The 26974-nt window shown below is 65.2% G+C and carries 21 protein-coding genes and 1 riboswitch; of the genes, 11 read left to right on the forward strand and 10 right to left on the reverse strand.

What is annotated here, in order from left to right:
• Positions 1-8 precede the first annotated feature (8 nt).
• Positions 9-1067: a Gfo/Idh/MocA family protein gene (locus BLJ79_RS16925; protein WP_071215946.1), complete on the forward strand. Its 1059-nt coding sequence runs from the start codon at positions 9-11 to the stop codon at positions 1065-1067.
• Between the two features lie 100 nt (positions 1068-1167).
• Positions 1168-1764: a hypothetical protein gene (locus tag BLJ79_RS16930; RefSeq protein ID WP_071215947.1), complete on the forward strand. Its 597-nt coding sequence runs from the start codon at positions 1168-1170 to the stop codon at positions 1762-1764.
• A 31-nt stretch (positions 1765-1795) separates the two neighbouring features.
• On the opposite strand, the gene BLJ79_RS16935 is transcribed toward BLJ79_RS16930, so the two are convergent.
• A complete protein-coding gene (locus BLJ79_RS16935; protein ID WP_071215948.1) occupies positions 1796-3325 on the reverse strand; it encodes an FAD-dependent oxidoreductase in 1530 nt (509 codons plus the stop codon).
• Between the two features lie 439 nt (positions 3326-3764).
• On the opposite strand from BLJ79_RS16935, the gene BLJ79_RS16940 reads away from it, so the two are divergent.
• Positions 3765-4064, forward strand: coding sequence for a hypothetical protein (locus tag BLJ79_RS16940; protein WP_071215949.1), 300 nt, complete (start codon positions 3765-3767; stop codon positions 4062-4064).
• A 322-nt stretch (positions 4065-4386) separates the two neighbouring features.
• Here the strand turns inward: BLJ79_RS16940 and BLJ79_RS16945 are convergent, their stop codons facing one another.
• The 7 genes from BLJ79_RS16945 to BLJ79_RS16975 form a co-directional block, all read right to left on the reverse strand.
• Positions 4387-5070 carry a hypothetical protein gene (locus BLJ79_RS16945; protein ID WP_071215950.1) on the reverse strand — a complete coding sequence of 228 codons (684 nt, stop codon included), beginning with the start codon at positions 5068-5070 and terminating at the stop codon, positions 4387-4389.
• 289 nt (positions 5071-5359) lie between these two features.
• Complete coding sequence (locus BLJ79_RS16950) at positions 5360-6367, reverse strand: bile acid:sodium symporter family protein (RefSeq protein ID WP_071215951.1); 1008 nt, start codon at positions 6365-6367, stop codon at positions 5360-5362.
• A 206-nt stretch (positions 6368-6573) separates the two neighbouring features.
• A complete protein-coding gene (locus BLJ79_RS16955; protein ID WP_071215952.1) occupies positions 6574-7782 on the reverse strand; it encodes a cystathionine gamma-synthase in 1209 nt (402 codons plus the stop codon).
• An 18-nt stretch (positions 7783-7800) separates the two neighbouring features.
• Positions 7801-9141 (reverse strand): O-acetylhomoserine aminocarboxypropyltransferase/cysteine synthase family protein, encoded by a 1341-nt coding sequence (locus tag BLJ79_RS16960; protein ID WP_071215953.1) that lies wholly within the window; start codon positions 9139-9141, stop codon positions 7801-7803.
• Positions 9142-9244: 103 nt separating this feature from the next.
• Positions 9245-11602, reverse strand: a complete 2358-nt coding sequence (metE, locus tag BLJ79_RS16965; RefSeq protein ID WP_071215954.1) for a 5-methyltetrahydropteroyltriglutamate--homocysteine S-methyltransferase — start codon at positions 11600-11602, stop codon at positions 9245-9247.
• 54 nt (positions 11603-11656) lie between these two features.
• On the reverse strand, positions 11657-12583 hold the full coding sequence (locus tag BLJ79_RS16970) for a methylenetetrahydrofolate reductase (protein ID WP_071215955.1): 927 nt from the start codon (positions 12581-12583) through the stop codon (positions 11657-11659).
• Between the two features lie 105 nt (positions 12584-12688).
• A riboswitch (SAM riboswitch) is annotated at positions 12689-12807 on the reverse strand.
• Positions 12808-13239: 432 nt separating this feature from the next.
• Positions 13240-14076: a helix-turn-helix transcriptional regulator gene (locus BLJ79_RS16975; RefSeq protein WP_071215956.1), complete on the reverse strand. Its 837-nt coding sequence runs from the start codon at positions 14074-14076 to the stop codon at positions 13240-13242.
• A gap of 77 nt (positions 14077-14153) precedes the next feature.
• Between BLJ79_RS16975 and ilvD the strand changes: the two genes are divergently transcribed.
• The 5 genes from ilvD (at position 14154) to BLJ79_RS16995 (ending at position 20511) form a co-directional block, all read left to right on the forward strand.
• The gene (gene ilvD / locus BLJ79_RS16980; RefSeq protein WP_071215957.1) at positions 14154-16022 is read left to right on the forward strand and encodes a dihydroxy-acid dehydratase; all 1869 of its coding nucleotides are present in this window, start codon (positions 14154-14156) and stop codon (positions 16020-16022) included.
• A gap of 187 nt (positions 16023-16209) precedes the next feature.
• The gene (locus BLJ79_RS16985; protein WP_139194931.1) at positions 16210-16686 is read left to right on the forward strand and encodes a hypothetical protein; all 477 of its coding nucleotides are present in this window, start codon (positions 16210-16212) and stop codon (positions 16684-16686) included.
• 146 nt (positions 16687-16832) lie between these two features.
• A complete protein-coding gene (locus BLJ79_RS16990) occupies positions 16833-18365 on the forward strand; it encodes a deoxyguanosinetriphosphate triphosphohydrolase family protein (RefSeq protein WP_071215959.1) in 1533 nt (510 codons plus the stop codon).
• Positions 18366-18537: 172 nt separating this feature from the next.
• Positions 18538-19890 carry a hypothetical protein gene (locus BLJ79_RS23015; RefSeq protein ID WP_139194932.1) on the forward strand — a complete coding sequence of 451 codons (1353 nt, stop codon included), beginning with the start codon at positions 18538-18540 and terminating at the stop codon, positions 19888-19890.
• Between the two features lie 222 nt (positions 19891-20112).
• Positions 20113-20511 (forward strand): hypothetical protein, encoded by a 399-nt coding sequence (locus tag BLJ79_RS16995; protein ID WP_139194933.1) that lies wholly within the window; start codon positions 20113-20115, stop codon positions 20509-20511.
• Between the two features lie 13 nt (positions 20512-20524).
• On the opposite strand, the gene BLJ79_RS17000 is transcribed toward BLJ79_RS16995, so the two are convergent.
• Both BLJ79_RS17000 and BLJ79_RS17005 read right to left on the reverse strand, forming a co-directional pair.
• Positions 20525-22747, reverse strand: a complete 2223-nt coding sequence (locus BLJ79_RS17000; RefSeq protein WP_071215961.1) for an NADP-dependent isocitrate dehydrogenase — start codon at positions 22745-22747, stop codon at positions 20525-20527.
• A 221-nt stretch (positions 22748-22968) separates the two neighbouring features.
• Positions 22969-23553 (reverse strand): TetR/AcrR family transcriptional regulator, encoded by a 585-nt coding sequence (locus BLJ79_RS17005; RefSeq protein ID WP_071215962.1) that lies wholly within the window; start codon positions 23551-23553, stop codon positions 22969-22971.
• Positions 23554-23708: 155 nt separating this feature from the next.
• Between BLJ79_RS17005 and BLJ79_RS17010 the strand changes: the two genes are divergently transcribed.
• From BLJ79_RS17010 to BLJ79_RS17020, 3 genes are all read left to right on the forward strand, one after another.
• Complete coding sequence (locus BLJ79_RS17010; RefSeq protein WP_083411398.1) at positions 23709-25169, forward strand: MDR family MFS transporter; 1461 nt, start codon at positions 23709-23711, stop codon at positions 25167-25169.
• Positions 25170-25268: 99 nt separating this feature from the next.
• Positions 25269-25700 carry a VOC family protein gene (locus BLJ79_RS17015; protein WP_217641929.1) on the forward strand — a complete coding sequence of 144 codons (432 nt, stop codon included), beginning with the start codon at positions 25269-25271 and terminating at the stop codon, positions 25698-25700.
• A 295-nt stretch (positions 25701-25995) separates the two neighbouring features.
• Entirely contained in the window at positions 25996-26439 is a 444-nt protein-coding gene (locus BLJ79_RS17020) for a YdeI/OmpD-associated family protein (RefSeq protein ID WP_071215964.1), read from the forward strand.
• Positions 26440-26974 lie beyond the last annotated feature (535 nt).

The following is a 26974-nucleotide window of genomic DNA, read 5'->3' on the forward strand; positions in this document are numbered from 1 at the left end:
CACTTACGATGGTTCGTTACATCCAGGCACCACCCGCCGCCCATTCAAGCGCCCCCTCACCAATCAGGGCCACGGGCCGCTCGCTGAACTGGGGCATTGTCTCCACCGGGCGCATTGTTGAAAATGTCATTGCAGATCTCCAGTCCCTGGAGGACGCCAACGTCATTGCGGTGTCCTCCCGCAGCGAGGAACGCGCCCGCGCGTTCGCCGACAAGCATGACATCGAATGGGCCTACGGCTCCTACGAGGCCATGTTTGCCGAGCCGGAGATCGAGGCCGTCTACATCGGCACCCCCCACGGGCAGCACTTCGAGATCGCCATGGCCGCGCTGCGGGCCGGCAAGAACGTGGTGTGCGAAAAGTCCTTGACCATCAACGCCGCCGAGGCCCGCGCCCTGGTCGCCGAGGCCGAGGAACGCGACCTGTTCCTGATGGAAGCCGTCTGGTCGCGCTTCACCCCCGCATTCGCCCGGGCCATGGAGATCTTGGAGTCCGGCGAGCTCGGAGACCCGTCCTGGGTCCAGGCGGACCTGGGATTCTTGGCCCCCTACGACCCGACCTGGCGCCTGTATGACCCGGAGGCCGGCGGCGGCGCGCTGCTGGACATGGGGGTCTACCCCCTCACCTGGGCCATCGGGGCCATGGGCTTCCCGACCTCGGTGCAGGCCAGCAGCGACCTCAACGACGACGGTGTGGACATCCAGACCGCCATCACCCTGGGTTACTCCGGGGTGCGCCACGCGCAGCTGATGGTTTCGCTGACCAGTTCGCCGACCAAGGAAGCACGGGTGGCTTGCACCGGTGGCTGGCTGGGCACCAATGCCCCGCTGCACAACCCCACCAAGCTCTTCATCCACCCGGTCAACGGACCGGCGCGGACCGAGGTCTTTGAGCCGGTGGGCGCGAACTACACCTACGAGTTCCGCGAAGCGACCCGCTGCATCCAGGAGGGCCTGAACGAGTCCCCCACCATGCCGTGGGAGCACTCGGTGAACACCATGGCCATCTTCGACGGGATCCGCCACCAGCTGGGGATCCGCTACCCGAACGACGCCTACGTCAGGTAGCAACCAGCACGGCAATAATTGGTTTCGCGGTGTCGGGGAGTTTTCCGGCACCGCGAAACCTTTTTGCATCCCGGTTCCCTTCCCAGGAAAGGAAAATTCCATGCTGGCCCGTGAGTACATCGGCGAGGAATTCCGTTCGCTGCACCTGCTGCGCCTCTTCCTGCCCGCATACGACAATCACGAGGAACCTCGCCGGTGGTCATCCTTGCTTCCGCCCGGGGCCGGGTTGGAGGCCTCGGCGGATTGCAACGAGCTGTGGAGCGCGTATCTGGAGGAGCATCCGGACGCCGATGCACCTGATGCCCCCTTGGGCCGGTTGGACCGGGAAACTGCCGCTGCCCTGAGTGAGATCCTGAGTGCACACCTGGGCACGGATTTTCCGCTGAAAACCCGCACATGGGTCGGGCGCTCGCGGCCCTTCACACCCGGGGCCACGACCAGCAACTTTTACGGCCAGGAATACCTCCACGAAGTCCTTTGCCTCGAGGAAATCCTCTTCCGCGGTGTACGCGACCGGGTCCCGGATTTCGTCGAGGATCCCAACCATTCCTTTGCCTGGGGCACCGGACTGTATCCGGATTCCCTGGTCATGGCCGCTTCGCCCGATTTGTTCCGGGCGTTGCACCAAGACCCTCGTTTGGAAGTCGTGTCCATCGTTCCGCACCGCGATATGCTGCCTGCACCGTTTGAAGGCTAAACGACTACACAGGCTGGTCCCCGGCACCGGTTCAGGGTGCAGTCCGGGCCGGGAGCGCCTTGACGGCAGGGCCCTGGATGACGGTACCGTCGGTGGTGAAGCGGGAGCCGTGGCAGGGGCAGTCCCAAGTGGTGTCTGCGGGGTTGAATTCCACGGTGCACCCCTGGTGCGTGCAGATGGCCGAGACGGCGTGAAGGCCGCCGAGGGCATCCTTGTAGACGGCAGTGCTCTCGCCCCCGGCCTCGATGACCGCACCCTGCCCGGGTGCCAGCTCTTCGCTGCTGCGGATGCCGGCCTGTTCCGCAGCAGGGCCGGCATCAGCTGCCACGGGGTCCCGCCGGGCGGACGCTTCCTTGGTGCCCTCGGGGAGGTCGCGGTTGCTGTTGAACATTGCGGCCCACGGGTTTTCCCGGCCCATGAGGGTATCGGCGAGGATCAATGCCGCGGCCGTCCCATTGGTCAGCCCCCACTTGCGCAGCCCGGTGATGACGTAGAGGTGCCGGGCCCCGGGTGAAAGGGGACCGACGTAGGGCAGTCCGTCGACGGGGATGCCGTCCTGCGTCGACCACCGGTAGGCGATGCTTGCCGCTCCGAGCCTCTCGCGGGTGAACGTGGCCAGCCGGCGGTACCGTTCGGCCGAGTCCCCCGGTTCCGAGGCCCGGTGGCCTTCCCCTCCGGCGAGCATGTAGTTCTTGCCGTCCACGGCGACCGTCAGGATGGAACGCATGGGTTCATCGACGCTGATGAACGTGGCATCCAGCGGTGCGGAATCGATCAGTCCGGCGACAAGGTAGGAACGGTGGACGTAACACCTCTCATCGAAACGGCCGTGGTCGCCGAAGGGCACATTGGTCGCGACGATGACGTCATTTGCCCTGATGCTGCCGCTCTCCAAGGTGATGACGCACGGGGAACCATCCTGGATGTCCTGGGCACGCGACTGCTCAAAGACGAAGCTGCCCTCCCCGTGGACCGCACGGGCCAGTCCCTGCAGGTACTTCACGGCATGGAGCTGCGCCTGCCCGTCAAACCGCACGGCACCCTTGACGTCGAAGGGCAGCGGCACCTCGGTGGTGAACGCGGCGGGAAGGCCCAGTTCTTTGGCCAACTCCGCCTCGGCCTGCACCTTCGCCAGCGCGTCGTCGGATTCGGCGTAGGTGTAGTTGGCGACGCGGCGGAAGTCGCAGTCGATGCCTTCGGCCGCCACCACCTCCGCGATGTGGCGCAACGCCGCCTCGTTGGCCTGGCCGTAGGCTCGGGCCGTATCGATGCCGTGGCTCTCGCGCAGTCCCGTGTAGGCAAGCCGCTGCAGGGAGGTGACCTTGCCGGTGGTGTGGCCGGTGACCCCGGTTCCCACTCGGGCGGTCTCAACGACGGCTACGCTCCGGCCGGCGCGCTTGAGCGCCAGAGCCGCGGCCAACCCGGCGATGCCTCCGCCGATCACCGCGACATCCACCTCCATGTCTCCGCGCAGGGGCGGATAATCGGTGGTTCCGCCGGTGGCCACCCAGAGGGAGACGGGTTCGCCTTCGGGCCGTTCACTGTTCGCTGCGGTGGTCACGGTGTCTCCTTCGGGTTGTCCTGCACAATTCCATGGAATTCGGGTCGCCTCGGACCTGAGCGTGTTTCGGCCCGGCCCGATGTGCGCGGGGCCAAAGCATTGCAGTTCGTCGAATCCTTCCCCGGACACGTGAACTGATCGCGGCCTTGCCCTGATCATGGCCTTTGGCTGGGGCTTTATCAATGGCGCGCTTCGGCCCGGGTGTGGTGCAGCGTTGGTTCCCTTCCTCTATTTGGATCCTTCCGCGGCGCACCGGGCAACGATTAGACCCGAGGCGGATGTGGCACGTGGAACCAATTCGGTGTGTGGTCCGGGGATGTTGTCCTTGCATAACGGCCACTGCCCGGCCGAGAATCAGCATGTAACCAACGTGCGCCGGCACAGGAAGGAACCACAAAAGCCCTGGCTCGGAATTCCCGAGTCGCAAGGAGTATCAACCATGGACACAGGGACAGAGCTGTTTGACAGGCTCAACACATGGTGCAAGGACCACCGCCACGGCGTGCGCAGCCGCAAGCAGTGGAAGTCCATGACCTATGGCGCAGCCGAGGACATCCACCGGGAACTGGTCGCCAGCGGGTTTGCTCCGCTCAGTGCAGACCTGCTGCGCCGGGCCGCCTCGCACGCCGACTGGTGGTGGTGGAAGCAGAACTCACGCAGCCCCTATGGGCGCGCACGCTCACGCCACGACAAGGGCAACCCGGTGAAGCCCACGGTCTTGGACGACGGCATCGAATGAACCAAGATGCCGGGCATTGGGCCACTCGCGCCGATCACCCTATCTCCAGTGCGATCGGGACCTTGGCCATCGCGAGGCGCTGACTTTCAATGGGGATGCTCAACGGAAAACTAGCTGCGCTGCGGTGGGGTCCTTGGCTCGGAATGGGACTTCCGAGGCCGCTGCGCTTGGCACATGCACGTATGTTCCTCAGTTCCCCTGGAGCCGAAAGAGCATTATTAGATGTCTGGGGTTGGGGACGAGTGACGCTGCAGCCGGACCTTCTGATAGACGCAATACCTACCCGCGTTCTGTCCCACATGACAGATCGGCCTGATGAGCGTTAGTCCGACGGGGGTTCGTGTGGCTGCTCGCCGTCTGGTGATTGTTCAACGTGCCAGTAGGCCGTGAAACTGGGCGTCCTTGTTCTTTTTTGTGCTGCGGTGAAGTCCTCGTCGGTGGCGTGGGCAAACTCCGGTTTCGCCCAATCGCGAATAGTATCCGCGGTCTCGTCCTTCAGCCAAGCCCACAGACGCTCCAGAACCGGCTGGGTTGCTTGGTCGACGACGTCCTCCATCGAAGAAACCAGGCAGGAGAAGCGTTCGGCAAGGATGAGTGGCATCTGATGAATGATGGATACGCCTTTGACTTCGACCGCCAGGCCCTCGGCGTCCAGGATGGCAACGGGGAGCGGCACGGCCAGGTCCGATTGCGAGTGGGCAATGGTGGTGTTGCGATACTTGCGAATGGTGTCGTGCACCGTTTTGAGAGCGGACGACATGGCCGGGATGCCAGGCATTTCGTCAAGGCGGGTGCGGACATTGGAGTGAATAAATGGGCGGACGTATGCCGTGACCGCGTGCGACGTCAGTGGCAACCACAAGCCGGAACCCTCACCCGCCGCGAAGGCCTCGCCCAGGGTATGCGAGGCTTCTGAAAGGTCGCTTGCGTGACTCGTGAGGTCCGCCAGCAGCCTCGCGTCAGGTGTATTGGGTAGAAACGCTATGCGCGGTCGAGGGATGTTCATGGGTGGCGCTGCTCCTATTCCCCAGGTTGGTGGGCCTGCCACCAAGCTTAGACAGCCTGTCTAGTCTGACTGACGTCCTTGCCGGGATGGCCAACGATTCCCGCAAAAAGGTTCAGGACGCGCTTAGATTGCCGAAAACTCAAGTGCTCAGGTCTCGTCAAAGGACAAATTGGGCTGCAACGCGGGCCGCCCGTTCCACGACTGCACAACCATCTGCGATGAAAAGACACGGTGTTTCGCGATGATTGCTCAGCGCGAAACACCGTGCCTTACTTCGTGCCTTTGTTGATTACTTGGCCACGAGTTCCGCTTCGGCGGCTTCGCGCTCGGCATTCTTCGCGCTGCTGCGGCGCCAGTAGGCGGCAATGACCGCACCGGAGAGGTTGTGCCAGACCGAGAACACCGCGCCAGGAAGTGCTGCTTCCGGCGTGAAGTACGTCTTGGCCAGGCCCGAGGCCAGGCCGGAGTTCTGCATGCCAACCTCGATGGCCATGGTGCGGCGCGTGGCGATGGGCTGCTTGAACAGCTTCGCGGTTCCGTAGCCCAGGGCCACACCGCCGGCGTTGTGCAGGATGACGGCCAGCAGGATCAGCGCACCTGCGCTGAAGATGGCGGCGGCGCTTCCGGCCACCACGATGAGCACCACGCCGGTGATGGCGATGACCGAGACCCAGGGAAGGGCCGGCAGCACCTTGGCGACCAGGCGCGGCAGGATCACGCGGAGCACCAGGCCCAGGACCACGGGGATGAGCACGATCTGCACGATCGACTTGGCCATCGACCCGGCGTCAACCGGCAGATACTGTCCGGCCAGCCACAGGGTCAGCAGCGGTGTGAAGATGGGTGCCAGCAGGGTGGAGATCGAGGTCATGGTCACCGAGAGCGCGACGTCTCCCTTGGCCAGGTAGGTCACCACGTTCGAGGAGGTGCCTCCCGGTGCGCAACCAACCAGGATGACACCGGCGGCCAGGGCCGGGGGCAGCTGCAGCAACATGGAGATGCCCAGGCCCAGCAGCGGCATGATCACGTACTGCGCCACCACGCCCAGGAGCACCGGCAGCGGCTTGCGCACGACCAGTGCGAAGTCGGGAAGCGTCAAGGTCAGGCCCATGCCGAACATGATGACCATGAGCAAGGGGTTGATGGCCTTGGAGAATCCGCTGAAGGTTTCCGGGGAGAACAGGGCGAACGCCCCGCCGGCCAGGACCAGCAGCGGGAAGAGCGTCACGGCAATCTTTGCGCTGCGCTCTTCGGCATCCAGTCCGGGCTTTGGTTGTACGTTTCGATCAATTGACATGAATAGATCGTGACAAACTGATCAGTCACTGTCCATTTGTGACAACAATCCGTTCACCGCTTGCCGCTCATCGCCAACCATCTACCGCTTATCGCGGCAGCACGGCTTCATTTGCTTCACGCATTCCCGCCGCCTTCGTTCCGGACGGGTTTGCGGTGGCCCCTCCCCAGCCCCCTCAGACCTTCACAAGGGACCACCGCAAGTCTTTATCTGGCTCCCGCGTACTGGCGCGAGGCGTTCCGGGCTGCGGACAGTCCGAGCTCGAGGTCCTGGAGAAGGTCCTCGACCTGTTCGATTCCCACGCTCAGGCGCACCAGGTTCCGCGGCACGGCCAACGGGGTGCCGACCACCGAGGCATGGGTCATTTCCGCCGAGTAGCAAACCAGCGACTCGACCCCGCCCAGAGACACCGAGAGCGCAAAGAGCTTCATCGACTCGGCAAACGCCCGGGCCGCGGCTTCCCCTCCGGCAAACTGGATCGAGACGATCCCGCCGAAGCCGTTGGACTGCGTCTTGGCCAGCTCGTGGCCGGGGTGCGATTCCAGGCCCGGGTACAGGACAGTTTCGACTTCCTCGCTGGTGCCCAGCCAATCGGCAAGGGTCGCGGCGTTGGCGCAGTGGCGTTCCATGCGCAGCCCCAGGGTCTTCAGCCCGCGGGCGGCCAGGAAACAGTCCTGCGGCCCGGCCACCGCTCCCCCGGCGAATTGCTGGAAGCCCACGGACTGCGCCAGCTCCTCGCCGCGGAATTCCTTCCGGGCCACGATCACCGCGCCCCCGAGCACATCCGAGTGCCCGCCGATGTACTTGGTGGTCGAATGCACTACCACGTCCGCGCCCAGGGACAGCGGGCGCTGCAGGAACGGGGTGGCGAAGGTGTTGTCCACGACCAGCAGGGCACCTGCCGCATGGGCGATCCGTGCCCAGCCGGCCACGTCCGCGATGCCCAGCAGCGGGTTCGACGGGGTTTCGACCCAGACCAGCGCGGTCTTTCCCGGCTGCACGGCCGCGGCGACGGCTTCAAGATCGGTGATGTCCACCGGGGTGTTGGTGATCCCCCATTTGCCGTGCAGGCGGTTTATGAGCCGGTTGGTGCCGCCGTAGCCGTCGGCGCCGAGCACGATGTGGTCACCGGGTGCCAGCACCGCGCGCAGCAGCGCGTCCTCGGCGGCGATCCCGGAGGCGAACGCGAAACCGGCATGCCCGCCCTCCAGGGCGGTGAGCTGGGTTTCGAATCCGTTGCGGGTCGGGTTGGAGCCGCGGGAGTACTCGTGCCCGCTGCGCAGCACGTTGATCCCGTCCTGCACGAAGGTGCTGGTCTGGTAGATCGGCGGGATGACCGCCCCGGTGAGCGGGTCGGGCGCCTGGCCCGCGTGGATGGCTTGGGTGTTAAAACCCTGGTGGCTGGTGGTTCCCATGATTCTGCTCCCTGGTCCCTAGGCGTTGACGGTTTCGCGCGGCGCGTTGGCCACGGTTTCGGTGGTGGTGTTGTTCCGGCCCAGGGCGTCGAGCCCGGCGGTGAGGTCGGCGACCAGATCTCGGGCGTCCTCGAGTCCCACGGACAGGCGCAGCGTGCCCGGAGCGATGCCTGCGGCTTCAAGCTGCCCATCGTTGAGCCGGCAGTGGGTCATCGCGGCCGGGTGCACGATCAGCGAGCGGGCGTCCCCGATGTTGGCGGCCAGCGCGAAGAGCTTCAGCGAATCGACCAGTTGCGGCACCGCTGCCGGGTCCTTGAGGTCAAAGGAAAACACGCAGCCGGTGCCATTCGGGAAATGTTCCGTGGCCAGCTCGTGGTCCTGGTGGGTGGGCACCGAGGGGTGGTGCACCCGGGCCACGGCCGGGTGCACTCCCAGGGCCTTGACCAGTTCGAGCACGTTGGCCTGGGCCTTGGCCACGCGCAGTGAGAGCGTCTCGATGCCGGTGAGGATGGAGCTTGCCGAGGCCGCCGAGAGAGTGGGGCCCAGATCGTGCAGGAACTTGGAGCGTGCGAGCATCAGGTAGGCCTTGGCTCCGTAGCGTCCCAGCAGCGAATCCCCGTAGTAACGCGCCTTGGGTCCGGCGATCTGCGGCCAGCGGGCGGCATCGGTGAAATCGAAGGTTCCGGCGTCAATGACCAGTCCCCCAAGAACCGATCCGTGGCCGGACAGGGCCTTGGTTGCGGAGTGCACCACGATGTCGGCGCCGAACTCGATGGGCCGGTAGGCGGCCGGGGTGGCCAGGGTGTTGTCCACGACCACCGGGATCCCCGCGGCGTGGGCCAGATCGGTGATTGCGCGCAGATCCACCAGGGTGGCCAGCGGGTTGGAGACCGACTCGAGCAGGAATCCCCGGGTCTTCTCGGTGATGGCCGCGGCCCAGTTGGCAGGGTCTTCCGGGTCGACGAACGTGACGCTCACGCCGAAGTCGGCGAAGGTGTCGGTGAGCAGGTCGACGGTGCCGCCGTAGAGCTTGGACGAGGCCACCAGGTGGTTGGGTCCCTGCAGCAGCGCCAGTAGGGACAGAGCCACGGCCGCCTGCCCGGTGGCCGTGGCGATGGCCCCGATCCCGCCCTCCAGGGCAGCGGCGCGCTCCTCGAGCACCGCGACCGTGGGATTGCCGGTGCGCGAGTAGGTGAAGCCCGGTGCCTTGAGTGAGAAGAGCCTTGCCGCGGTGGCGTAGTCGGGGAACTGGTACGCCGCGGTGTTGTAGATCGGCACGGTCATGGGTCGGTGTTCTCCCGCCGGGGAGTACCCGGCGTGGATTTCGGTGGTGGCGTGGTGCCAGGAGCTGGAGGCCATGATCGTGCCTTTCGGGCCGGGGAGGAAGAAGTGCGTGTTATGGGATGGTGCGCGGGTGCGGCACCGATTTCCCCGGTGCCGCACCCGCATAGCTGCGTGCAGGCTAGACCGTGGCACCCAGGGTGGCGCGGGCGGCGACGGCGGCGGAAACCAGGTTGGCCAGAGAGGCCTCGGTCTCGGCGTAGCCGCGGGTCTTCAGGCCGCAGTCCGGGTTGATCCACAGGGCCTTGGGATCCAGCGAACCCAGGGCGATGTCGATGAGCTCGGCGACTTCCTCGGTGGAGGGAACGCGCGGGGAGTGGATGTCGTACACGCCCGGGCCGATGCCGCGGGAGTAGCCGTAGCTGGTCAGATCCGCGGTGACCTCCATGCGGGAGCGGGCGGCCTCGATCGAGGTGACATCGGCATCGAGCGCGTCGATGGCCTCGATGATTTCGCCGAATTCCGAGTAGCACAGGTGGGTGTGGATCTGGGTGGCATCCACCGCGCCGGCGGTGGCCAGGCGGAAGGCATCCACGCTCCAGCCCAGGTACTTGGGCTGGTCCGCGGCGCGCAGAGGCAGCAGCTCGCGCAGCGCCGGCTCGTCGACCTGGATGATGGAAATCCCGGCGGCCTGCAGGTCCGCGATCTCATCCCGCAGCGCCAGGGCCACCTGGTTGGCGGAGGTGGCCAGCGGCGCATCGTCGCGGATGAAGCTCCAGGCCAGGATGGTGACCGGTCCGGTGAGCATTCCCTTGAGCGGCTTGGTGGTCAGCGAGGCGGCGTAGGAGATCCACGGGACGGTGAAGGCCGCCGGGCGGGAGACATCCCCCCAGAGGATCGAGGGGCGGGTGGCCCGGGATCCGTAGGACTGCACCCAGCCGTTCTCGGTCTCGGAGAAGCCGTCGAAGTTCTCGGCGAAGTACTGGACCATGTCGTTGCGCTCGGCCTCGCCGTGCACCAGCACATCCAGGCCCAGGCGTTCCTGCAGCTCGACCACCCGGTTGATTTCCTCCTTGAGGAAGCCCTCGTATCCGGCGTCATCCAGGGTGCCGGCCTTGTGGGCGGCGCGGGCGGCGCGGACCTGGGTGGTCTGCGGGAAGGATCCGATGGTGGTGGTCGGCAGCGGCGGCAGCTCCAGGGCGGCCTCCTGGGCGGCCTTGCGGGTCTGCGCATCGGAGCGGGAGAAGTCGGCGGTGGTCAGGTTGGCCAGGCGCTCGCGCACCGCGGCGACGGTGATCCCGGCGAATCCGGCACGGTGGGCGATGGCAGACTCGGCGGCCGAGAGCTGCGCGGCGATCGCCGATTCGCCCTCGAAAATGCCCTTGGCCAGGGCGATGACCTCGGCGACCTTCTGGTTGGCGAAGGCGAGCCATTCGGGAAGGTGGGCCGGAAGGTTTGCTTCCAGGGCGACGTCGTGCGGGACGTGCTGCAGCGAGGTGGCGGTGCCCACGGCCAGGGTGCCGTCGGCCTTCTCGACCTCGGTGCGCAGCGACTTGAGGATCTCCAGCGAGGCGGAGAGGTTGTTGCGCCAGATGTTGCGCGAATCCACGATGCCGGCCACGAGCGTGGAACCGGCTAGGTCGCCGAGGAATTCGGCGGTGGGCAGCGCGCCGCGGACCACATCGGCGTGCACGGCCTCGACGCCGGCGCGGGCCAGCAGGCCCTGGGTGGTACCCGGGCGGGCGGGATCCCCGGCGGTGCCGTAGCCGAAGGTGACCAGCAGCGCCGGGCGCGCAGTGGCGATTGCCAGCTTGGTGTAGACGGATTCGGCGAGCGCGCCGGGGACCGCCAGTTCGGCGCCGCGGTCGGTGACCAGGCCCGGCTCGTCCAGCTGCACCCACGGTGCGCCGGCGGCGGACAGCTCGGCGAGGATCTTCGCGTAGGCTGCCACGACCTCATCGATACGGGCCAGCGGGTCGAAGCCCGGAGCTGCGCCGTCCTCGGCCTTGGCCAGCAGCAGGTAGCTGATGGGGCCGACCAGTGTGGGGCGGATGGTGGTGCCGTTGGCGGCGTGCGCCGTGAAGGATTCGACCAGTGCGGTGGCGTTGGCCCTGATCGGGGTGGTCTCGCCGATTTCCGGGACCAGGTAGTGGTAGTTGGTGTCGAACCACTTGGTCATTTCCTGCGGGGCGCGGGATTCGTCGCCGCGGGCCAGGACGAAGGAGGCGGCGGTGTCGATGGCGCCGTTGGCGTCGGCCAGGTCGGCAAAGCGGGTGGGCAGGGCCGAGAGGGCGAGGGTGGCGTCCAGGACCTGGTCGTAGTAGGCGAAGTCGCCGGGCAGCGAGGCATCGTCGGGCTTCAGGCCCAGTGCGGCAAGCCTGGAAAGGTTCGCCTTCTGCAGCTGCAGGGCAGCGGCGTGCAGCGTGGCCTCGTCGGTCTTTTGGGCCCAGTGGGCCTCGAGGGCCTTTTTCAGTTCGCGGTTCGGCCCGATGCGCGGGTAGCCGAGGATGGAGGCGGCGGGGAAGATTGGCTTCGACATGGTGTTTCTCCTTGGTGTTGTTGACGTTGCTGAAAGCTGGAAAGACGGTGCCGGTCAGACCGCTGCGCGGGTGGCCCAGGCGTTGGTGAGGGTGGCGCGGGTCCGTGGCAGTTCGAGCTGCTCGATCACGTCGAGGGAGCCGCGGTGGTCGTTGAAGGTGTAGAGGTGCACGCCCGGTGCCCCGTCGTCGAAGGCCCTGCGGGCCAGGTTGACGGCGGCGTCCACGCCGATGCGGTGGCGTTCGGCCTCCGAGCTTGCGGTTTCCAGGGCGTGGGCCAGGATCGGATCCGGGGCAATCCCCGTCATCGACGCCAGCCGGTTCAGGCGCCGCAGCGAGTTCAGCGGGATGACCCCGGGGATCACCGGGATGGTGACCCCGGCCCGGCGGGCGGACTCCACGAGGTGTGTGTATTCCGCGGGCTGGAAGTACACCTGGGTGATGGCGTAGTTGGCCCCGGAGCGTTCCTTGGCCAGCAGCACCTCCACGTCATGCTCGAAGGACGGGGATTCGGGGTGCCGGATGGGGTAGGCGGCAACGCCCACGCCCAGCCGCCCGCCGGCCAGTGCTGCCGAGTGCTCGGCCTCCACCTCCCGGATCAGTTCGATCAGGTATCGGGCGAAGGGGAATTCCCCGCGCCATTGATGCGGCTCGGTGGGCAGGTCCCCGCGCAGGGCCAGCACGCCCCGGACCCCGAGGGAGATGAAGTGGCGAATCAGGTTCTGCAGCGATTCGCGGCTCTCCCCCACACAGGTCAGGTGCGCCAGCGGACGCAGCCGGGTGTTTTGGATGAGGTGCTCGATCAGTTCCAGGGACGCGTTGCGGCGGGCAGGGGACCCCGAGTACGTCACCGACACATAGTCGGGATCCGTGGACTCCAATGCGGAGATGGTGTTGAAAACACCCTCGGAGGCATCGCGGTTCACCGGCGGGTACAGCTCGTAGGACAGTGACGGCGGTGCCGTCGTCGGTGCAATGCTCATTGAAATTACTCCTCGTCGACACGAGGGAGGCCTCAAGGCTCGCCACAAAAGCCCCAGGCACCCGTCACGGGTTTCCTGCGGCGATGTGAGTGAACGCTGAAAGCGGCTCCATCGCTTCTGGCCTTAGCACCCTCGCCGATCGGATTCCCCGGAAGGGGAATTCCATCGGGCGATGGTTGCTGCGGCGTCAACGAGCCAGATCTCTCAGCCGCTCTTGATGGTTGATGTATCCATCTTGGGCCTGCCGAAACCACTGATGCAAGGGCCCTGCCGGCCAGGCTGTCACGAATGGTTAAAGCACTTCACATGACCCCGCAGCGTCATTTTCGCTCGCCGTGGGGGTCACATTGTTACGGGAGGAAATTCGACTGCTTCCCTTGAATTTCAAGGATTTTTGCATCGGGCATGACGACCGGGGAATTTCCGTGAAGCTTCCGTGACGTCCCGCGGCACTGCCAGCGGGAGCAGTGCCGGGGGCCGCAGGCGATGGCAAGCGGCGGCCGGGCTACCGCATTCGGGCTATGAGGCAGCCGCCGGCGGGGTTCATTTGCCGGGCGCGGCAGGACCTCTGGATGGGCAGGAGGGGGTGCGTGCGGAACGGCTCGGGCGCCGTGGCCGGCGACCCGGTCCGCGCCTTGGTTTGGCGCGGGGCGGAGTCAGGAGGTTTCGTCCGCCAGGAGCTTGCGCATCTTCTCCCCGGTCGGGGTTCCGGGCACCGGCACGTACATCACAAGGTGCAGTTCCGGGGCGTCGGAGGGCACCAGTCGGTGCTGCTCAAAGACCAGCTCGCCGGCCGCCGGGTGCAGGAACACGCGCTGCCGGGAGGCAAAGCGCTCCACGCCGCGGTCGGCCCAGAGCTTGGCGAATTGTTCGCTGGCTTCTCCCAGTCGCTTCAGCAGTGTTGTGTGGGCGGCCGATCCCAGGCGGGCACCGGCCTCGGCACGGAACTCGGCGACAAAGTGCCGCGAGGTTTCTTCCCAGTCGGGCAGCATCTGGCGCAGGTACGGATCGGTGAAAATCAGCCAGAGCAGGTTCCGGTCCTCCGGGCCCACCGCGCCGATGCGCGTGTAGAGGCCCGCGTAGGCGCGGTTCCAGCCGGCGATGCCCCAGTCCGGGGCGACGGCGAACGCCGGGAAGTCAAAGGCGTCGAGCAGCCGTTGCAGGTGGTCCGGTGCCTGCTCGATCGCCATGACCTCGGTGGCGGGGACGGGGGTGTATCCGCCCAGGGCCAGCAGGTACGCCGTTTCGGCCGAGGTCAGGGTGAGCACGCGGGCGATGGATTCGAGCACCTGGCGGGAGGCGTTGATGTCCCGCCCCTGTTCGAGCCAGGTGTACCAAGTGACGCTGACCGCGGCGAAGGCGGCGATCTCCTCCCGGCGCAGGCCCAGCGTGCGGTTGCGCCCGATCGGCGGCAGCCCCAGTTCCGCGCGGACAAGGTTGCCGCGCCTGTCGCGCAGGAACTGCCCCAGCTCCCGCCTGCGTTCATCGTTCATTCGTCTAAATCTATCACTGCCACTACTAGTATTAGGAGCGTCTTCCGCCGCGCGGACGGTGCTGGTTGACTTGGATCATGCCTGAATTACGTTCACGAACAGTCACCCATGGCCGCAACATGGTCGGAGCACGCGCGCTGCTCCGCGCCGCCGGCGTCAAGGGCTCCGACTTCGGAAAGCCGATCATTGCCGTCGCCAACAGCTTCACCGAATTCGTCCCCGGCCACACCCACCTCCAGCCGGTGGGCCGCATCGTCTCCGACGCGATCATCGAGGCCGGCGGAATCCCGCGCGAGTTCAACACCATCGCCGTGGACGACGGGATCGCCATGGGCCACAGCGGCATGCTGTACTCGCTGCCCAGCCGCGACTTGATCGCCGACTCCGTCGAGTACATGGTCAACGCGCACTGCGCCGACGCCCTGATCTGCATCTCCAACTGCGACAAGATCACCCCGGGAATGATGATGGCCGCCATGCGCCTGAACATCCCCACCGTGTTTGTTTCCGGCGGCCCGATGGAGGGCGGCACCGCGGTGCTGGTGGACGGCACCGTGCGCAAGCGGCTGAACCTGATCTCCGCCATCGCCGACGCCGTGAACGATGCGGTCTCCGACGAGGAACTGCTGAACATCGAGGAAAACGCCTGCCCCACCTGCGGTTCCTGCTCGGGCATGTTCACCGCCAACTCGATGAACTGCCTCACCGAGGCCCTGGGCCTGTCGCTGCCGGGCAACGGCACCACGCTGGCCACGCACACCGCCCGCAAGGAGCTGTACGAGGACGCCGGCCGCGCCATCGTGGACATCACCAAGTCCCACTACTTCGACGACGACGCCTCCGTGCTGCCGCGCGCCATCGCCAACCGGGCCGCGTTCGAGAACGCCATGACCATGGACATCGCCATGGGCGGCTCCTCCAACACCATCCTGCACCTTTTGGCCACGGCCCAGGAGGCCGAGCTGGACTTCACGTTGGACGACATCGACGAGATCTCCCGCCGCACCCCCTGCCTGACCAAGGTCGCCCCCAACGGCGACTACCTGGTCGAGGACGTCCACCGCGCCGGCGGCATCCCCGCCATCCTGGGCGAGCTGGACCGCGGCGGCCGGCTCCGCCACGACGTGCGCTCCATCCACAGCACCGATTTGCGCTCGTGGCTCGATGACTGGGACATCCGCGGCGGCAAGGCCACCGAGACGGCCATCGAACTCTTCCACGCGGCCCCCGGCTGCGTGCGCTCCGCCGAGGCGTTCTCCCAGTCCGAGCGCTGGGACACCCTGGACGTGGATGCGAAGAACGGCTGCATCCACTCGATGGAACACGCCCACTCCGTGGAGGGCGGCCTGGCCGTGCTGCGCGGAAACATCTCGCTGGATGGCTGCGTGGTCAAGACCGCCGGCGTTGAAGAATCGATCTTCACGTTCTCCGGGCCCGCGGTGGTCTTCGAATCCCAGGACGATGCGGTCACCGCGATCCTGAGCAAGGAGATCGTTCCAGGAGATGTCGTGGTGATCCGCTACGAGGGTCCGCGCGGCGGGCCGGGCATGCAGGAAATGCTCTACCCCACCTCCTTCCTCAAGGGCCTGGGCCTGGGCGCGAAGTGTGCGCTGATCACCGACGGGCGCTTCTCCGGCGGCACCTCCGGGCTGTCGATCGGGCACATCTCCCCCGAGGCCGCCGCCGGCGGCGCCATCGCACTGGTGGAGAACGGGGACACCATTTCCATCGACATCCCGTCGCGTTCCATCACCCTGGAGGTCAGCGAGGACGAGCTGGCCCGCCGCCGCGAGGTCTTGGAAGCCAGCATTGGCTACCAGCCGCGCGACCGCGACCGCGTGGTTTCCCCGGCGCTGCGTGCCTACGCGGCCTTCGCCCAGTCCGCGGACAAGGGTGCGGTGCGTTACGTACCGGAGATCTCGGTTCCGCTGCCCGCGCGGGTCTAAAGACAACCGCGTCCATGTGATGCCTTGGTTCCAATAGTGGGTGCCCATCCTTCCTGATGGGCACCCGCTATTGTTTTCTCTCCGATGATGCCGGAGGCGGGATCGGGTGCCTGGCGCCCCAAAACGTGGGACTAGCCTGAAAAGATTGAAGCCACATCCGATGGACGACACGTTTGGGGGCATACCCATGGATTTCAAGGTTCCGTTGCTGATCTTGCAGGCAGTGCACAACCTGCACCGGCAGGGATTCGGTTCACTGCGCATCCACCCCGGGATGAACGCCTCGGGCACGGCTTGGCGCATCACGATCTTCAATGCCTTTGAAAACCCACGGGCCGATTCCGCCGAGTGGTTCGATCCGGAACCCGAAGATGAGGCCGACTGCGTGAGGTACTCGAGCGCCGGGTGGTACGAGTTCGCCGGAACAGAAGTCGATGACGATACCGGCGTGGAAACGATTGCCTTGCTGATCCTGGTGCACCTCCCCGCACCCAGGGCAACGGGTTCCGATCCCCGGTACGTGCGCTGGTACGACTCCTTGATGGACCGTGTCCGTTCCATGGACGACCTGCCCGTCGCCTACGCCGACTACATGGACCACGACAGGGGCTGGGAAATTGGCTGGGGAAGCGGCAGGTACCACCCGGCTCCCCCGCTGGGCTGAGGTGCGCGTCCTTCCCCGGTCCGGAAACCCTGAAGACAACGGCCGGGGGCGGCAGACGCCATTGGTCCTGGGCACCGTGTCTTCCGACGTGTTTGCCGTGGTGCTGCGTGCCGCCCGGCCCGGCGCGAACTAGGCTGGAGCCCACCATGGATTACAGGAACACGACACACCTCAGCGGCGGACGGGACCGGGACATCGGCGAGGAATCGCGGCCCGGCGAAGACGAATTCCGCGTCGACATCGAACGCATCCGATTCTCCCCCTATTTCTCCCGGCTCTCGGCAGTCACCCAGGTCATCCCGCAGGCCGGCGCCGGCACCGTGGTGCACAACCGGCTCACCCACTCGTTGAAGGTCTCCGCCGTGGCCCGCTCCATCGCCATAGGCCTGCGCAACGCCGACGAACCCACGCAAAGGCTTGTGGAGGAACTCGGCGGTTGCGACCCGGTCGTGGTGCAGGCCGCCGCGGCGGCCCACGACCTGGGCCACCCGCCCTTCGGGCACCTGGGCGAACAGGAACTGGACCGGGCCGCCCGCCAGATCCTCGGGCTCCCCGATGGCTTCGAGGGCAACGCCCAGTCCTTCCGCATCCTCACCGCGCTGGACAGCTGCGACGCTTCCGCACGCGGGCTGAACCTGACCCGGGCCGTGCGGGCCGCGGTGCTGAAGTACCCGTGGACCCGCAACGAGTGGCGTTCCCTGCCGTCCCGTCCCCCGGAACTGCTGCCGCGCGGCGTGGGCCCCGGCGGCGGCCGCCCGGCGGTGAAGTACTCGGCCTACGACATCGAGGCGGCCGAGATGCGCGACGTGCTCTCGGTCTTCGGGCAGATCGCCGACCACCAGCAGACCCTGGAATGCTCGGTCATGGACATCGCCGACGACATCGCCTATGCGGTGCACGACCTGGACGACTTCTACCGTGCCGGGGTGCTGCAGTATTCCCTGGTGTCCTCCGAACTGCGGCGCTGGCTCGATTCCGGGCCCGCGCTGTCCGCGCTGGATGCGCGCGACCTTGACCTGCGCGTCCCCGGCCACGGGCTGGAGCGCACCTGGCGCAAGGTCGCGGCCAAGGACCCGTGGATCGCCAACGCCGAGGCCTTCCGCGCCTCGGTTCAGCGGGTGGACCACGACCTGGTCGAGGGGTTGCTGGCGCTGCCCTACGACGGCGGCCTTGATGCCGACCGTGCCGTCACCGCTTTCACCCGGCGCTGGATCAACCGGCTCCAGGCCTCCATCGCGGTGGAGAAGGACCCTGTGGTCCGCAGCGGGCACGTGCGCCTGGCCGACGAGGCCTGGCACGACGTGGTGGTGCTCAAGTTCGTGCACGAGCGCTTCGTGCTCGAGCGCTCAGACCTGGCCCTGTACCAGCGCGGGCAGACCCGCATCATCAGGTCGCTGGCCGAGGGGCTGGCGGCGTGGCTGGATGACCCGCAGGATGCCGCCCGGGCCCCGCGCCGGCTGCTGGACTCCGTCGAGGCCGCCACCGGCGAGTACCGCCGGCTGCTCACCGAGTCCCCCAAGCTGTTCGCCGAGGCCTCGCGCGGGGAGATCGAGCGGCTGGGCCGGGCCCGGGCCATCGTCGACTACATCGCCTCGTTCACCGACGCGCAGGCGGCCTCCGTCAACGCCCTACTCACCGGCACCTCCGAGTCCATCTGGGAAGTGGGACGCGGGTTATGACTGGTTTCAACGCCAAAACTGAGCCACCGAATTCTGATTCCAAGCCGCTTCTCGACTGCAGGGCGCCAATACTCGGCAACCGATCGATGGGGCCAGAACATCCCCACCGATATATTTCCGACTCATCACAAAAAGTCGTTTTCGACTGAAGATTAGGGGTTGAGGACTGCCCATGACATCAAATCAGGATAACATCAAGCAACGCCGAAAACGGTGGAAACAACTACGTGCAGAAGCGACTTCCACACAGCATCGCGTTCATCCAATTACGGCATGGCTATGGACTTCGTTGCTGGGTTTAGTCTTTGCAGTAAGCCTATTTCTCGTCACTGGAACTTTTGTCTTCCACCAGTCGGAGAATCCTGCAGACACGGTTGACCGAATCGCCGAACAACTACATCTGACAAGTGACAACGCGATTGGCTTGCTTGCACTGTTAGCCACAATTGTCGTTGCGTTGGCCTTTAGCCGCGACCGGTTTGATCCCAACGCTCTTGATTCCACATCACTGGCCCTCCAGCGAATTCGATCGGCCGGGGTAGCCACTGCCCTTGGAGCATCGGCAACTGCCATCGGAGCATTCCACTCGATCACGTACTTCCGGCCAAAAGGAGGAGAACCCGTAAACTTGATCATGGTTGTGCTGGTTCTCGCTATTGCTCAAGTCATTGCATTCGTTGCAATCCAGACACAACCGACAACCGACGAATTGGCGCTCGCAGCCGCACACGAGCTACCTAGATATAGGGAACAGCATAAACTCTTATCTGCAGATCAGAAAGACCGATGGGGAATTCTTGTAAATTTGAAAGTTAACAAAAATTCCCTTGGTCTAGCCATAGCAATACTTACCCTGCTCATCCTAATTACATTTGTTGTGATTCCAGGTATCATTTTATTAATAAGCCCTGAACTTATGGATCTGTACGGACTTTGGCTCGTTCTAATGTTTGTCGCAATAACGTTTTGTGCTCTTATTTCAGACATTTTTTGGGCAACACTTTGGGTATGGATCCCATCGGTATTCTCGCTAGCTGCAGCCATTGTGGTTGTCACAACCTATGCCTGGATTGCCGTCGATATCGCCACCCAACCAGAAATAATAGGCCAAGATATCTCCTCTGAAAAAGTGACCTTTTCCCTCGTCGTTGCATTTTTCCTGACTTTCGGGCTTCTCTGGCCACTAATGCTGGTGTGCTACCCAGCCTCTCCTGGCTGGCGGAAAGCCGTCATGGTTTTCTCCTACCCGATACATGTCATGCGTCATCGCCAGCTCTTCTCATCCAGTCGCGTGCGGCGGAGAGCCATCGCTGAGCGTAGAAAGAGAGAGCTTTCCGTGACGGAACCATTAGTCTCTGGAACTTCGCGCACTGTCAGACGAGATGAGACGAGCCAGGGCATTGCTGTCAGACAGAACGTTTGCGATCATCATCCACTGACAGGTCGGTCTTCCAGTCAGCTTGCCGTCGTGATAGCTCGCCTGCGCTCCGGTCTTGACTGGGTCGAGAACAAAACGGGCAAATAGAACCAACGGGAAGCAACTGCGGAAGCACGAAACTGGGAGTGTTCATTCTCTGCTCGGCCGCACCCAACGACCTGCGGGTTTCCCCCCTACAGTCGCGGCGAGGCGACCGGCGATGGTGCGGGCGGCATCCCTTGCATCCATGGCGGTCGTGTCCACGACCTGGGAGAGCGAACGCAGCCAAGAGCGGCTTTCCCGGTAGCTTTCCACGTGGTCCGGGTGCCATTGGCGCGCACCGGTTTCGATGGCGTCGGTCTCGATCCGACGCACCAGCTCCTCTTCCCGGACATCGAGCAGGACGTGGTGGTGCTCGATGCCGCGGTGCGACAAGCCGTCCAGGATCTCGGCGAGGTGGTCCTGGAAACCGGCACGGGTTCGCTGATGCAGTGGCGCAGCATGAACCCCACGATCTCCGCGTCAAAGGTGCACCATCCGGGTACCAGTTCCACCAGCTCGTTCGCCGCGGTGCTCTTTCCGGAGCCGAACGCCCCGTTGAACCATATGATCCTTGCCATGGCACGACTATGCCGTGAGACTTCCCAGACATGTGCGCACAAAACGCCGACGGCGGGCCGCGTGCTTCCTCGGAAAGGGAAAAGCAGGCGACCCGCCGTCAGGCGTTGAGTCAGGCGTGAAACTACTTCTTGAGCAGTTCCAGCGCGGTGTTCAGCGTGGCGCTCGGGCGCATGATGGCTGCGACCTTTTCCTCGACCGGGCGGTAGTAGCCGCCCAGGTCAACCGGAGCGCCCTGCACGGCTGCGAGCTCGGCCACGATGGCTTCCTCGTTGCCGCCCAGTGCCTCGGAGACGGCCTTGAATGCCGTTGCCAGCTCGGCATCCTTGGTCTGAGCCGAGATCTCTTCCGCCCAGTACTTGGCCAGGTAGAAGTGGCTGCCGCGGTTGTCGAGCTCGCCGACCTTGCGCTTGGGCGACTTGTTCTCCAGCAGGAAGGTGCCGGTTGCGGCATCCAGGGTGTCTGCCAGGATCTGCGCGCGAGCGTTGTCCGAGGTGTTGGCCAGGTGCTCGAAGGAGACGGCCAGGGCCAGGAACTCGCCCAGGGAATCCCAGCGCAGGTGGTTTTCACTCACCAGCTGCGAGACATGCTTCGGGGCGGAGCCACCGGCACCGGTTTCGAAGAGCCCGCCACCGGCGATCAGCGGCACGATGGAAAGCATCTTGGCGCTGGTGCCCAGTTCGAGGATCGGGAACAGGTCGGTGAGGTAGTCGCGCAGCACGTTGCCGGAGACCGAGATGGTGTCCTCGCCGCGGCGGATGCGCTCGATGGTGTACTGGGTCGCGGCCTCGGGCGAGAGGATCTCGATGACCAGGCCCTCGATGTCGTGGTCCTTGAGGTACTCGTTGACCTTGGAGATCAGCACGGCGTCGTGCGCGCGGGTCTCGTCCAGCCAGAACACGGCGGGGGTCTGTGAGGCGCGGGCGCGGTTGACGGCCAGCTTGACCCAGTCGCGCACCGGCACGTCCTTGGTCTGGCAGGCGCGCCAGATGTCGCCCGGGAAGACCTGGTGCTCGATGAGCACGCCGCCGGTGGCATCCAGGACCTGGACGTGGCCGGAGGCCTTGATTTCGAAGGTCTTGTCGTGGGAGCCGTATTCCTCGGCTGCCTGGGCCATCAACCCGACGTTCGGGACGGTGCCCATGGTGGTCGGGTCGTAGGCGCCGTTGGCGCGGCAGTCGTCGATGACGACCTGGTAGATGCCCGAGTAGGAGGAGTCCGGCAGGACTGCCAGGGTGTCGCGTTCCTTGCCCTCTGCGTCCCACATGTGGCCCGAGGAGCGGATCATGGCGGGCATGGAGGCATCCACGATGACGTCCGAGGGGACGTGCAGGTTGGTGATGCCCTTGTCGGAGTCGACCATGGCGATGGCCGGGCCGTCTTCGAAGCCCTTGGCGATCAGTGCCTCGACACCGGCGCGCACGTCGTCGGAGAGCTCGTCGAGCCCGCCGAGGATGGCTGCCAGGCCGTTGTTTGCGTTCAGGCCGGCGGCCTCGAGCTGCTCGCCGTAGGTCTCGAAGAGCTCGGAGAAGTAGGCCTTGACGACGTGGCCGAAGATGATCGGGTCCGAGACCTTCATCATGGTGGCCTTCAGGTGTGCGGAGAAGAGCACGTCCTCGGCCTTGGCGCGGGCAATGGCTTCCTTGAGGAAGGCGTTCAGCGAGGCGGCGTGCATCACGGTGCCGTCGATGATTTCGTCCTTGAGGACCGGCAGTGCCTTCTTCAGGACCTTGACTTCGCCGTCTTCGCCGACGAAGCGGATGGACAGGGTCTGGTCCTTGTCGATGACCACGGACTTCCCGTTGGCACGGAAGTCGTCTTCGGCCATGGTGGCGACGTTGGTCTTGGAGTCCGCGGTCCAGGCACCCATGGAGTGCGGGTTCTTGCGGGCGTAGTTCTTCACGCTCAACGGTGCGCGGCGGTCCGAGTTGCCTTCGCGCAGGACCGGGTTCACTGCCGAACCCTTGATCTTGTCGTAGCGGGCGCGGATGTCGGTTTCCTCGTCGGAAGACGGGTTGTCCGGGTAGTCCGGCAGGGCGTAGCCGGCGGCCTGCAGTTCCGCGATGGCCGCCTTGAGCTGCGGGATGGAGGCGGAGATGTTCGGCAACTTGATGATGTTCGCATCCGGGCTCTTGGCCAGTGCGCCGAGCTCTGCCAGGGCGTCGGGAATCTGCTGCTCGGCGGTGAGGTAGTCGCCGAAGACGGAAATGATGCGGCCGGCCAGCGAGATGTCGCGGGTCTCGATCTCTACACCCGCGGTCGAGGCATAGGCTTCGACAATCGGCAGGAACGAGTGGGTTGCCAGCATCGGAGCTTCGTCGGTGTGGGTATAAATAATCTTGGCCATAGGTGAGGCGTCTCCCTGAACGGTCTTATCGGATACGTGTGGTCCGAACTGATCTCAACGTCCCCAACTTACCCGACTTTCCGCCCGTAAACACTTTTTGTGGCAAGGATCCCGTCACCTTGCGGGACCGTTTCGCCGCGCATTGGCGGGGCAATCGGGGCTTCCGCACTCGGGACGAGTTAAGTTAACCCGTCATAACTGAATGGTCCGAGCCGCCCACCTCAGCCTTCGTGAAACAACTTCCCCAATTCGCAAATGGTTTTCTCGAAGAGTTCCACCGGGTCGGAATCCACGCCGTCGACTTCGTTCCGCGCAAAGCTTTGCCAGGCGACCCGCCAGGCGGCCGTGACCACCTCGGCCACCAGCAGCGCCTGGATCGATTCCAGCTGCCCCCGCCCGACGAGCGCGGCACTCAGCGCCTCAACCAGTATCCGCTCTTGCCGCACGACCACCCTCATCATCGCCGGCTCCTGCACCATCAGGCGGGAGATCCTCCGGAAATCGCTCTGCTCGACCTCCTGCGCGAACAGGTCCCGACACACGGCCAGCAGATCCCCCAGGATTCCGGAGGAAGTTGAATGGGCGCTTTCGCTGCCCACCAGGGTGTCGATCAGGCTCTGCTGGCCGGGCATGAGCGCATGCTCCTTGGACGCGTAGTAGCGGAAAACCGTGCGCTCGGAAATTCCTACGCGTGCGGCGATGTCGCCGATCGTCGTGGCGTCAAGGCCCTGCTTCTCCACCAGGTCCAGCGTGGCTCCCTGGATCTCTCGGCGCATCCGTGCGCGGCGTTCTTCGCGGATCCCCACAGTTCGTCCCACTCCTTGACGCGGCGGCGCCCCGGCGCGTTCCGGGGCTTGAAAAAGTATATCTTGTGTCACACTCTGACAACTTTAGCTTATCAAACGTGTCACACCGTGACATGATTTGGTTTGTTCACTTTTCACAGAAGAAGGTATTTTCGATGGCCCAGACCGCAGATGACACGATGCCGCCGCCCCCGACCACGTCGCGACAGGCCCCGCCCACGTTGCCCACCAGGCAGCTCACCGGCATCATCGGGGCCCTGGCCCTGGCCGCCTTCCTGATGATCCTGAACGAAACGGTGCTCAGCGTCGCCCTGCCGGCCATCATGGCGGACTTGTCCGTCTCCGCGGCCGCCGGGCAGTGGCTGACCACCGGGTTCCTGCTGACCATGTCCGTGGTCATCCCCACCACCGGGTTCCTGCTGCAGCGTTTCAGCACGCGGGCACTGTTCATCTTCGCATTGTCCAGCTTCGTCGTCGGCACGGCCATCGCCATCGTTGCCCCGACCTTCGCGGTGCTGCTGGTGGCCCGCATCATCCAGGCCGTCGGCACCGCCATCGTGCTGCCGCTGCTGATGACCACCACCTTGCAGCTGGTCCCCGTGCACAAGCGCGGGGCCGTCATGGGGCTGAACTCGATCGTGATCTCCGTGGGCCCGGCCGTGGGACCCACCGTTTCAGGCGCCATAGTCAACTCCTTCAGCTGGCACTACATCTTCATCCTGATGGCCCCGCTGGCCGTGGTCATCCTGGTGCTGGGCATCGTTTTCATCAAGCTCCCCTCGACGGCCCGCAAGCTCCCGGTCGATGTCTTCTCCGTCGTGCTTTCCGCCTTCGCCTTCGGACTGCTGGTCTACGGCATCTCCACCCTTGAGCATGCCGCCGAGAACCCGGTGCTGGCCATCGCCTGCTTCGCCTTCGGCCTGCTGTCCCTGGCCCTGTTCATCAAGCGCCAGGTCCGCCTCACCCGCGACGGCAAGGAATTGCTGAACCTGACCCCGTTCAGGTCCCGCAGCTTCACCTTCTCCGTGCTGCTGATCATGATCGCCTTCGGCACGCTGCTGGGCACCATCGTGATGCTGCCGATCATCCTCGAATCCGGCGCGGGCATCGGCACGCTGGCCATCGGCATGATGCTGCTGCCCGGCGGCCTGGCCCAGGCCGTTGTCGCGCCGATCTTCGGGCGCATCTACGACCGCTTCGGGCCCCGCCCGGTCGTGATTCCGGGTGCGGCCATGCTCGCACTTGGCCAGTGGCTCTACGTCGGCGTGGATTCGGACACGGCCCTGTGGGTGTTCATGCTCAACCACGTCATCTTCTCCATCGGGCTGGCGCTGCTGATGACCGGGTTGATGTCCTCGGCCATGGCCAGCCTCGAGCCCCGCCTGTACGGCCACGGCTCGGCCATCTTCAACACCGGCCAGCAGCTCGGCGGCGCCATCGGCACCACCGTCTTCATCACCGTCATGTCATTGCTCTCCACGGCTCGGCTTGAAGCGGGGTCCGACCTGGCCCACGCGCTGTTCTCCGGCGCCCACGTCGCCTTCATCGTCGGTGCCGTCCTGGCCACCATCGGCCTGGCCGTTTCGTTCTTCGTCGCGGTGGACAAGCGGCGCTGACGCGCTCCCCTGCCAGGGACCGGGCCCCGGGCGGATCAGTGGCTCGGGGCCCTCGCCTGCCGGAGGGCGATGCGGGCCCGCACCCATCGCAGCCGGTGGATGCCTGCCACCGAGCCGCGTCGGTACAGTGGTGGCATGACACTGACACCGTTCTTGATGTTCACGGGCCAGGCCGAAGAGGCCATGAACTTTTACGTCTCGGCCTTCCCCGACGCCGAAATCCTCGACATGGACCGCTATGGACCGGAGGAACCAGACCGCGAAGGCACGGTCAAAACGGCAAGCTTCCGGATTGCCGACCAGACACTGCTGTGCATCGACAGCCCGGACGTTCACGCCTTTGGGTTCACTCCGTCGGTGTCGTTCTTCTTCGACTGCCCCGACGAAGCTTCCTTGGATGCACTGTTTGACCGGCTCTCCGACCAGGGCCAGGTCTTGATGCCGCCTGGCGAGTATCCTTTCGCCCAGCGATACGCATGGGTGAGCGACCGTTTTGGTGTTTCCTGGCAGCTGAGTGCCACCGACAAGTAAATGAGTGCACCGCCTGGCTACTGCACGGAGCCAGGCGGTCCATTCTTGGGGCTGATGGCCTCCCGGGCAATTTTGGCGATTTTCAAACCCCCTTGGCAGGCGCGTGCAGCAGTGCTCTTGCTGCCCCGAACCTGGCCGCGGTTTCCCGGCGGACGGGGTTCATTGCACTGCCAGGGGCCCCGCTGGCCGTCCGCGTCGATGCCCTGTGGACTTGCCGATATTGTGTCCCGGAGCCATCAGCTGCTTCACGCACACCGCGCTAGCATGGTCAGCATCCCCTATTGGAGGAGCAACCATGGTCAACTTCCGAACAACGCTGTGGGCCGCCGGCGGCAACAACGTCGGCATCATCGTGCCCGAGGACATTGTGCTCGGCTTCGGCCGAGGGAAGCGCGTTCCCGTGGTCGTCACCATTGATGGCAATTACTCGTACCGAAACACCATCGCATCGATGGGCGGCCAATTCCTGATCTCGTTCAACGCCGAGACCCGGTCCGCCACGGGCAAGGGCGCGGGCGATGAAATCGAGGTCGGGCTCGAAGTTGACGACGCCCCGCGAACCGTCGAAATCCCCACCGAACTGGCAGGGCTGTTCGCCTCAAACCCGGCGGCGTCGAAGGCCTGGTCCGCCCTCTCCTACAGCCAACAGCGCGCCCACGAGCAGTCTGTCCAAAGCGCCAAGAGCGACGAAACCCGAATGCGGCGAATCCAGAAGATCATGTCGGCACTGGAATCCTGATACCGCGACGTGCCCGATCTTGCGGCGCAGGGGTCCAGCCATGGCCGACGCTCAAGAGGCCGCCGAGCGCCGATGCGGTCCACAGGATGCTTCCGCTCGGACCGGCACCTCGCAGATTGATCTTCCGGTCCGGCTGGCCAGCCTATCCACCGACCGGAAGCACCACCGGTAGCCTGGCAGCGCATCGGTCCATCGGTTGGCCCCGCGATCGGCAGGGGGCGGCTGGCAGGCCGCATTCCCGGCCCGCAGTTTCAGGAACCCACGTCCCCAGAGACATCGCGGCAGAACCTGCCGCCTATGCCATGGCCGGCTGCGCCCCGGCGGGTGTCATGCGCATCTAGTGATTCGTCGGCGCGAGTGCGTGCCTTGGCCGATGGAACTTTGGATGTTTTTCCCGCACGGGGTTCAACCCGGTATGTGCACCGCCGGTTGCCCCTGGCGTGAAGATCCAGTCCGGCCTCCCCCAGCCCCCGGGGGGCGGCGCCGCAACCCTGGCCGCATGGCAACGGCGCTTAAAACCGAAGGCTGCCGCCGG

The sequence above is a fragment of the Arthrobacter sp. UCD-GKA genome (assembly GCF_001863355.1).
In the GTDB taxonomy this organism is placed as follows: Bacteria; Actinomycetota; Actinomycetes; order Actinomycetales; family Micrococcaceae; genus Paeniglutamicibacter.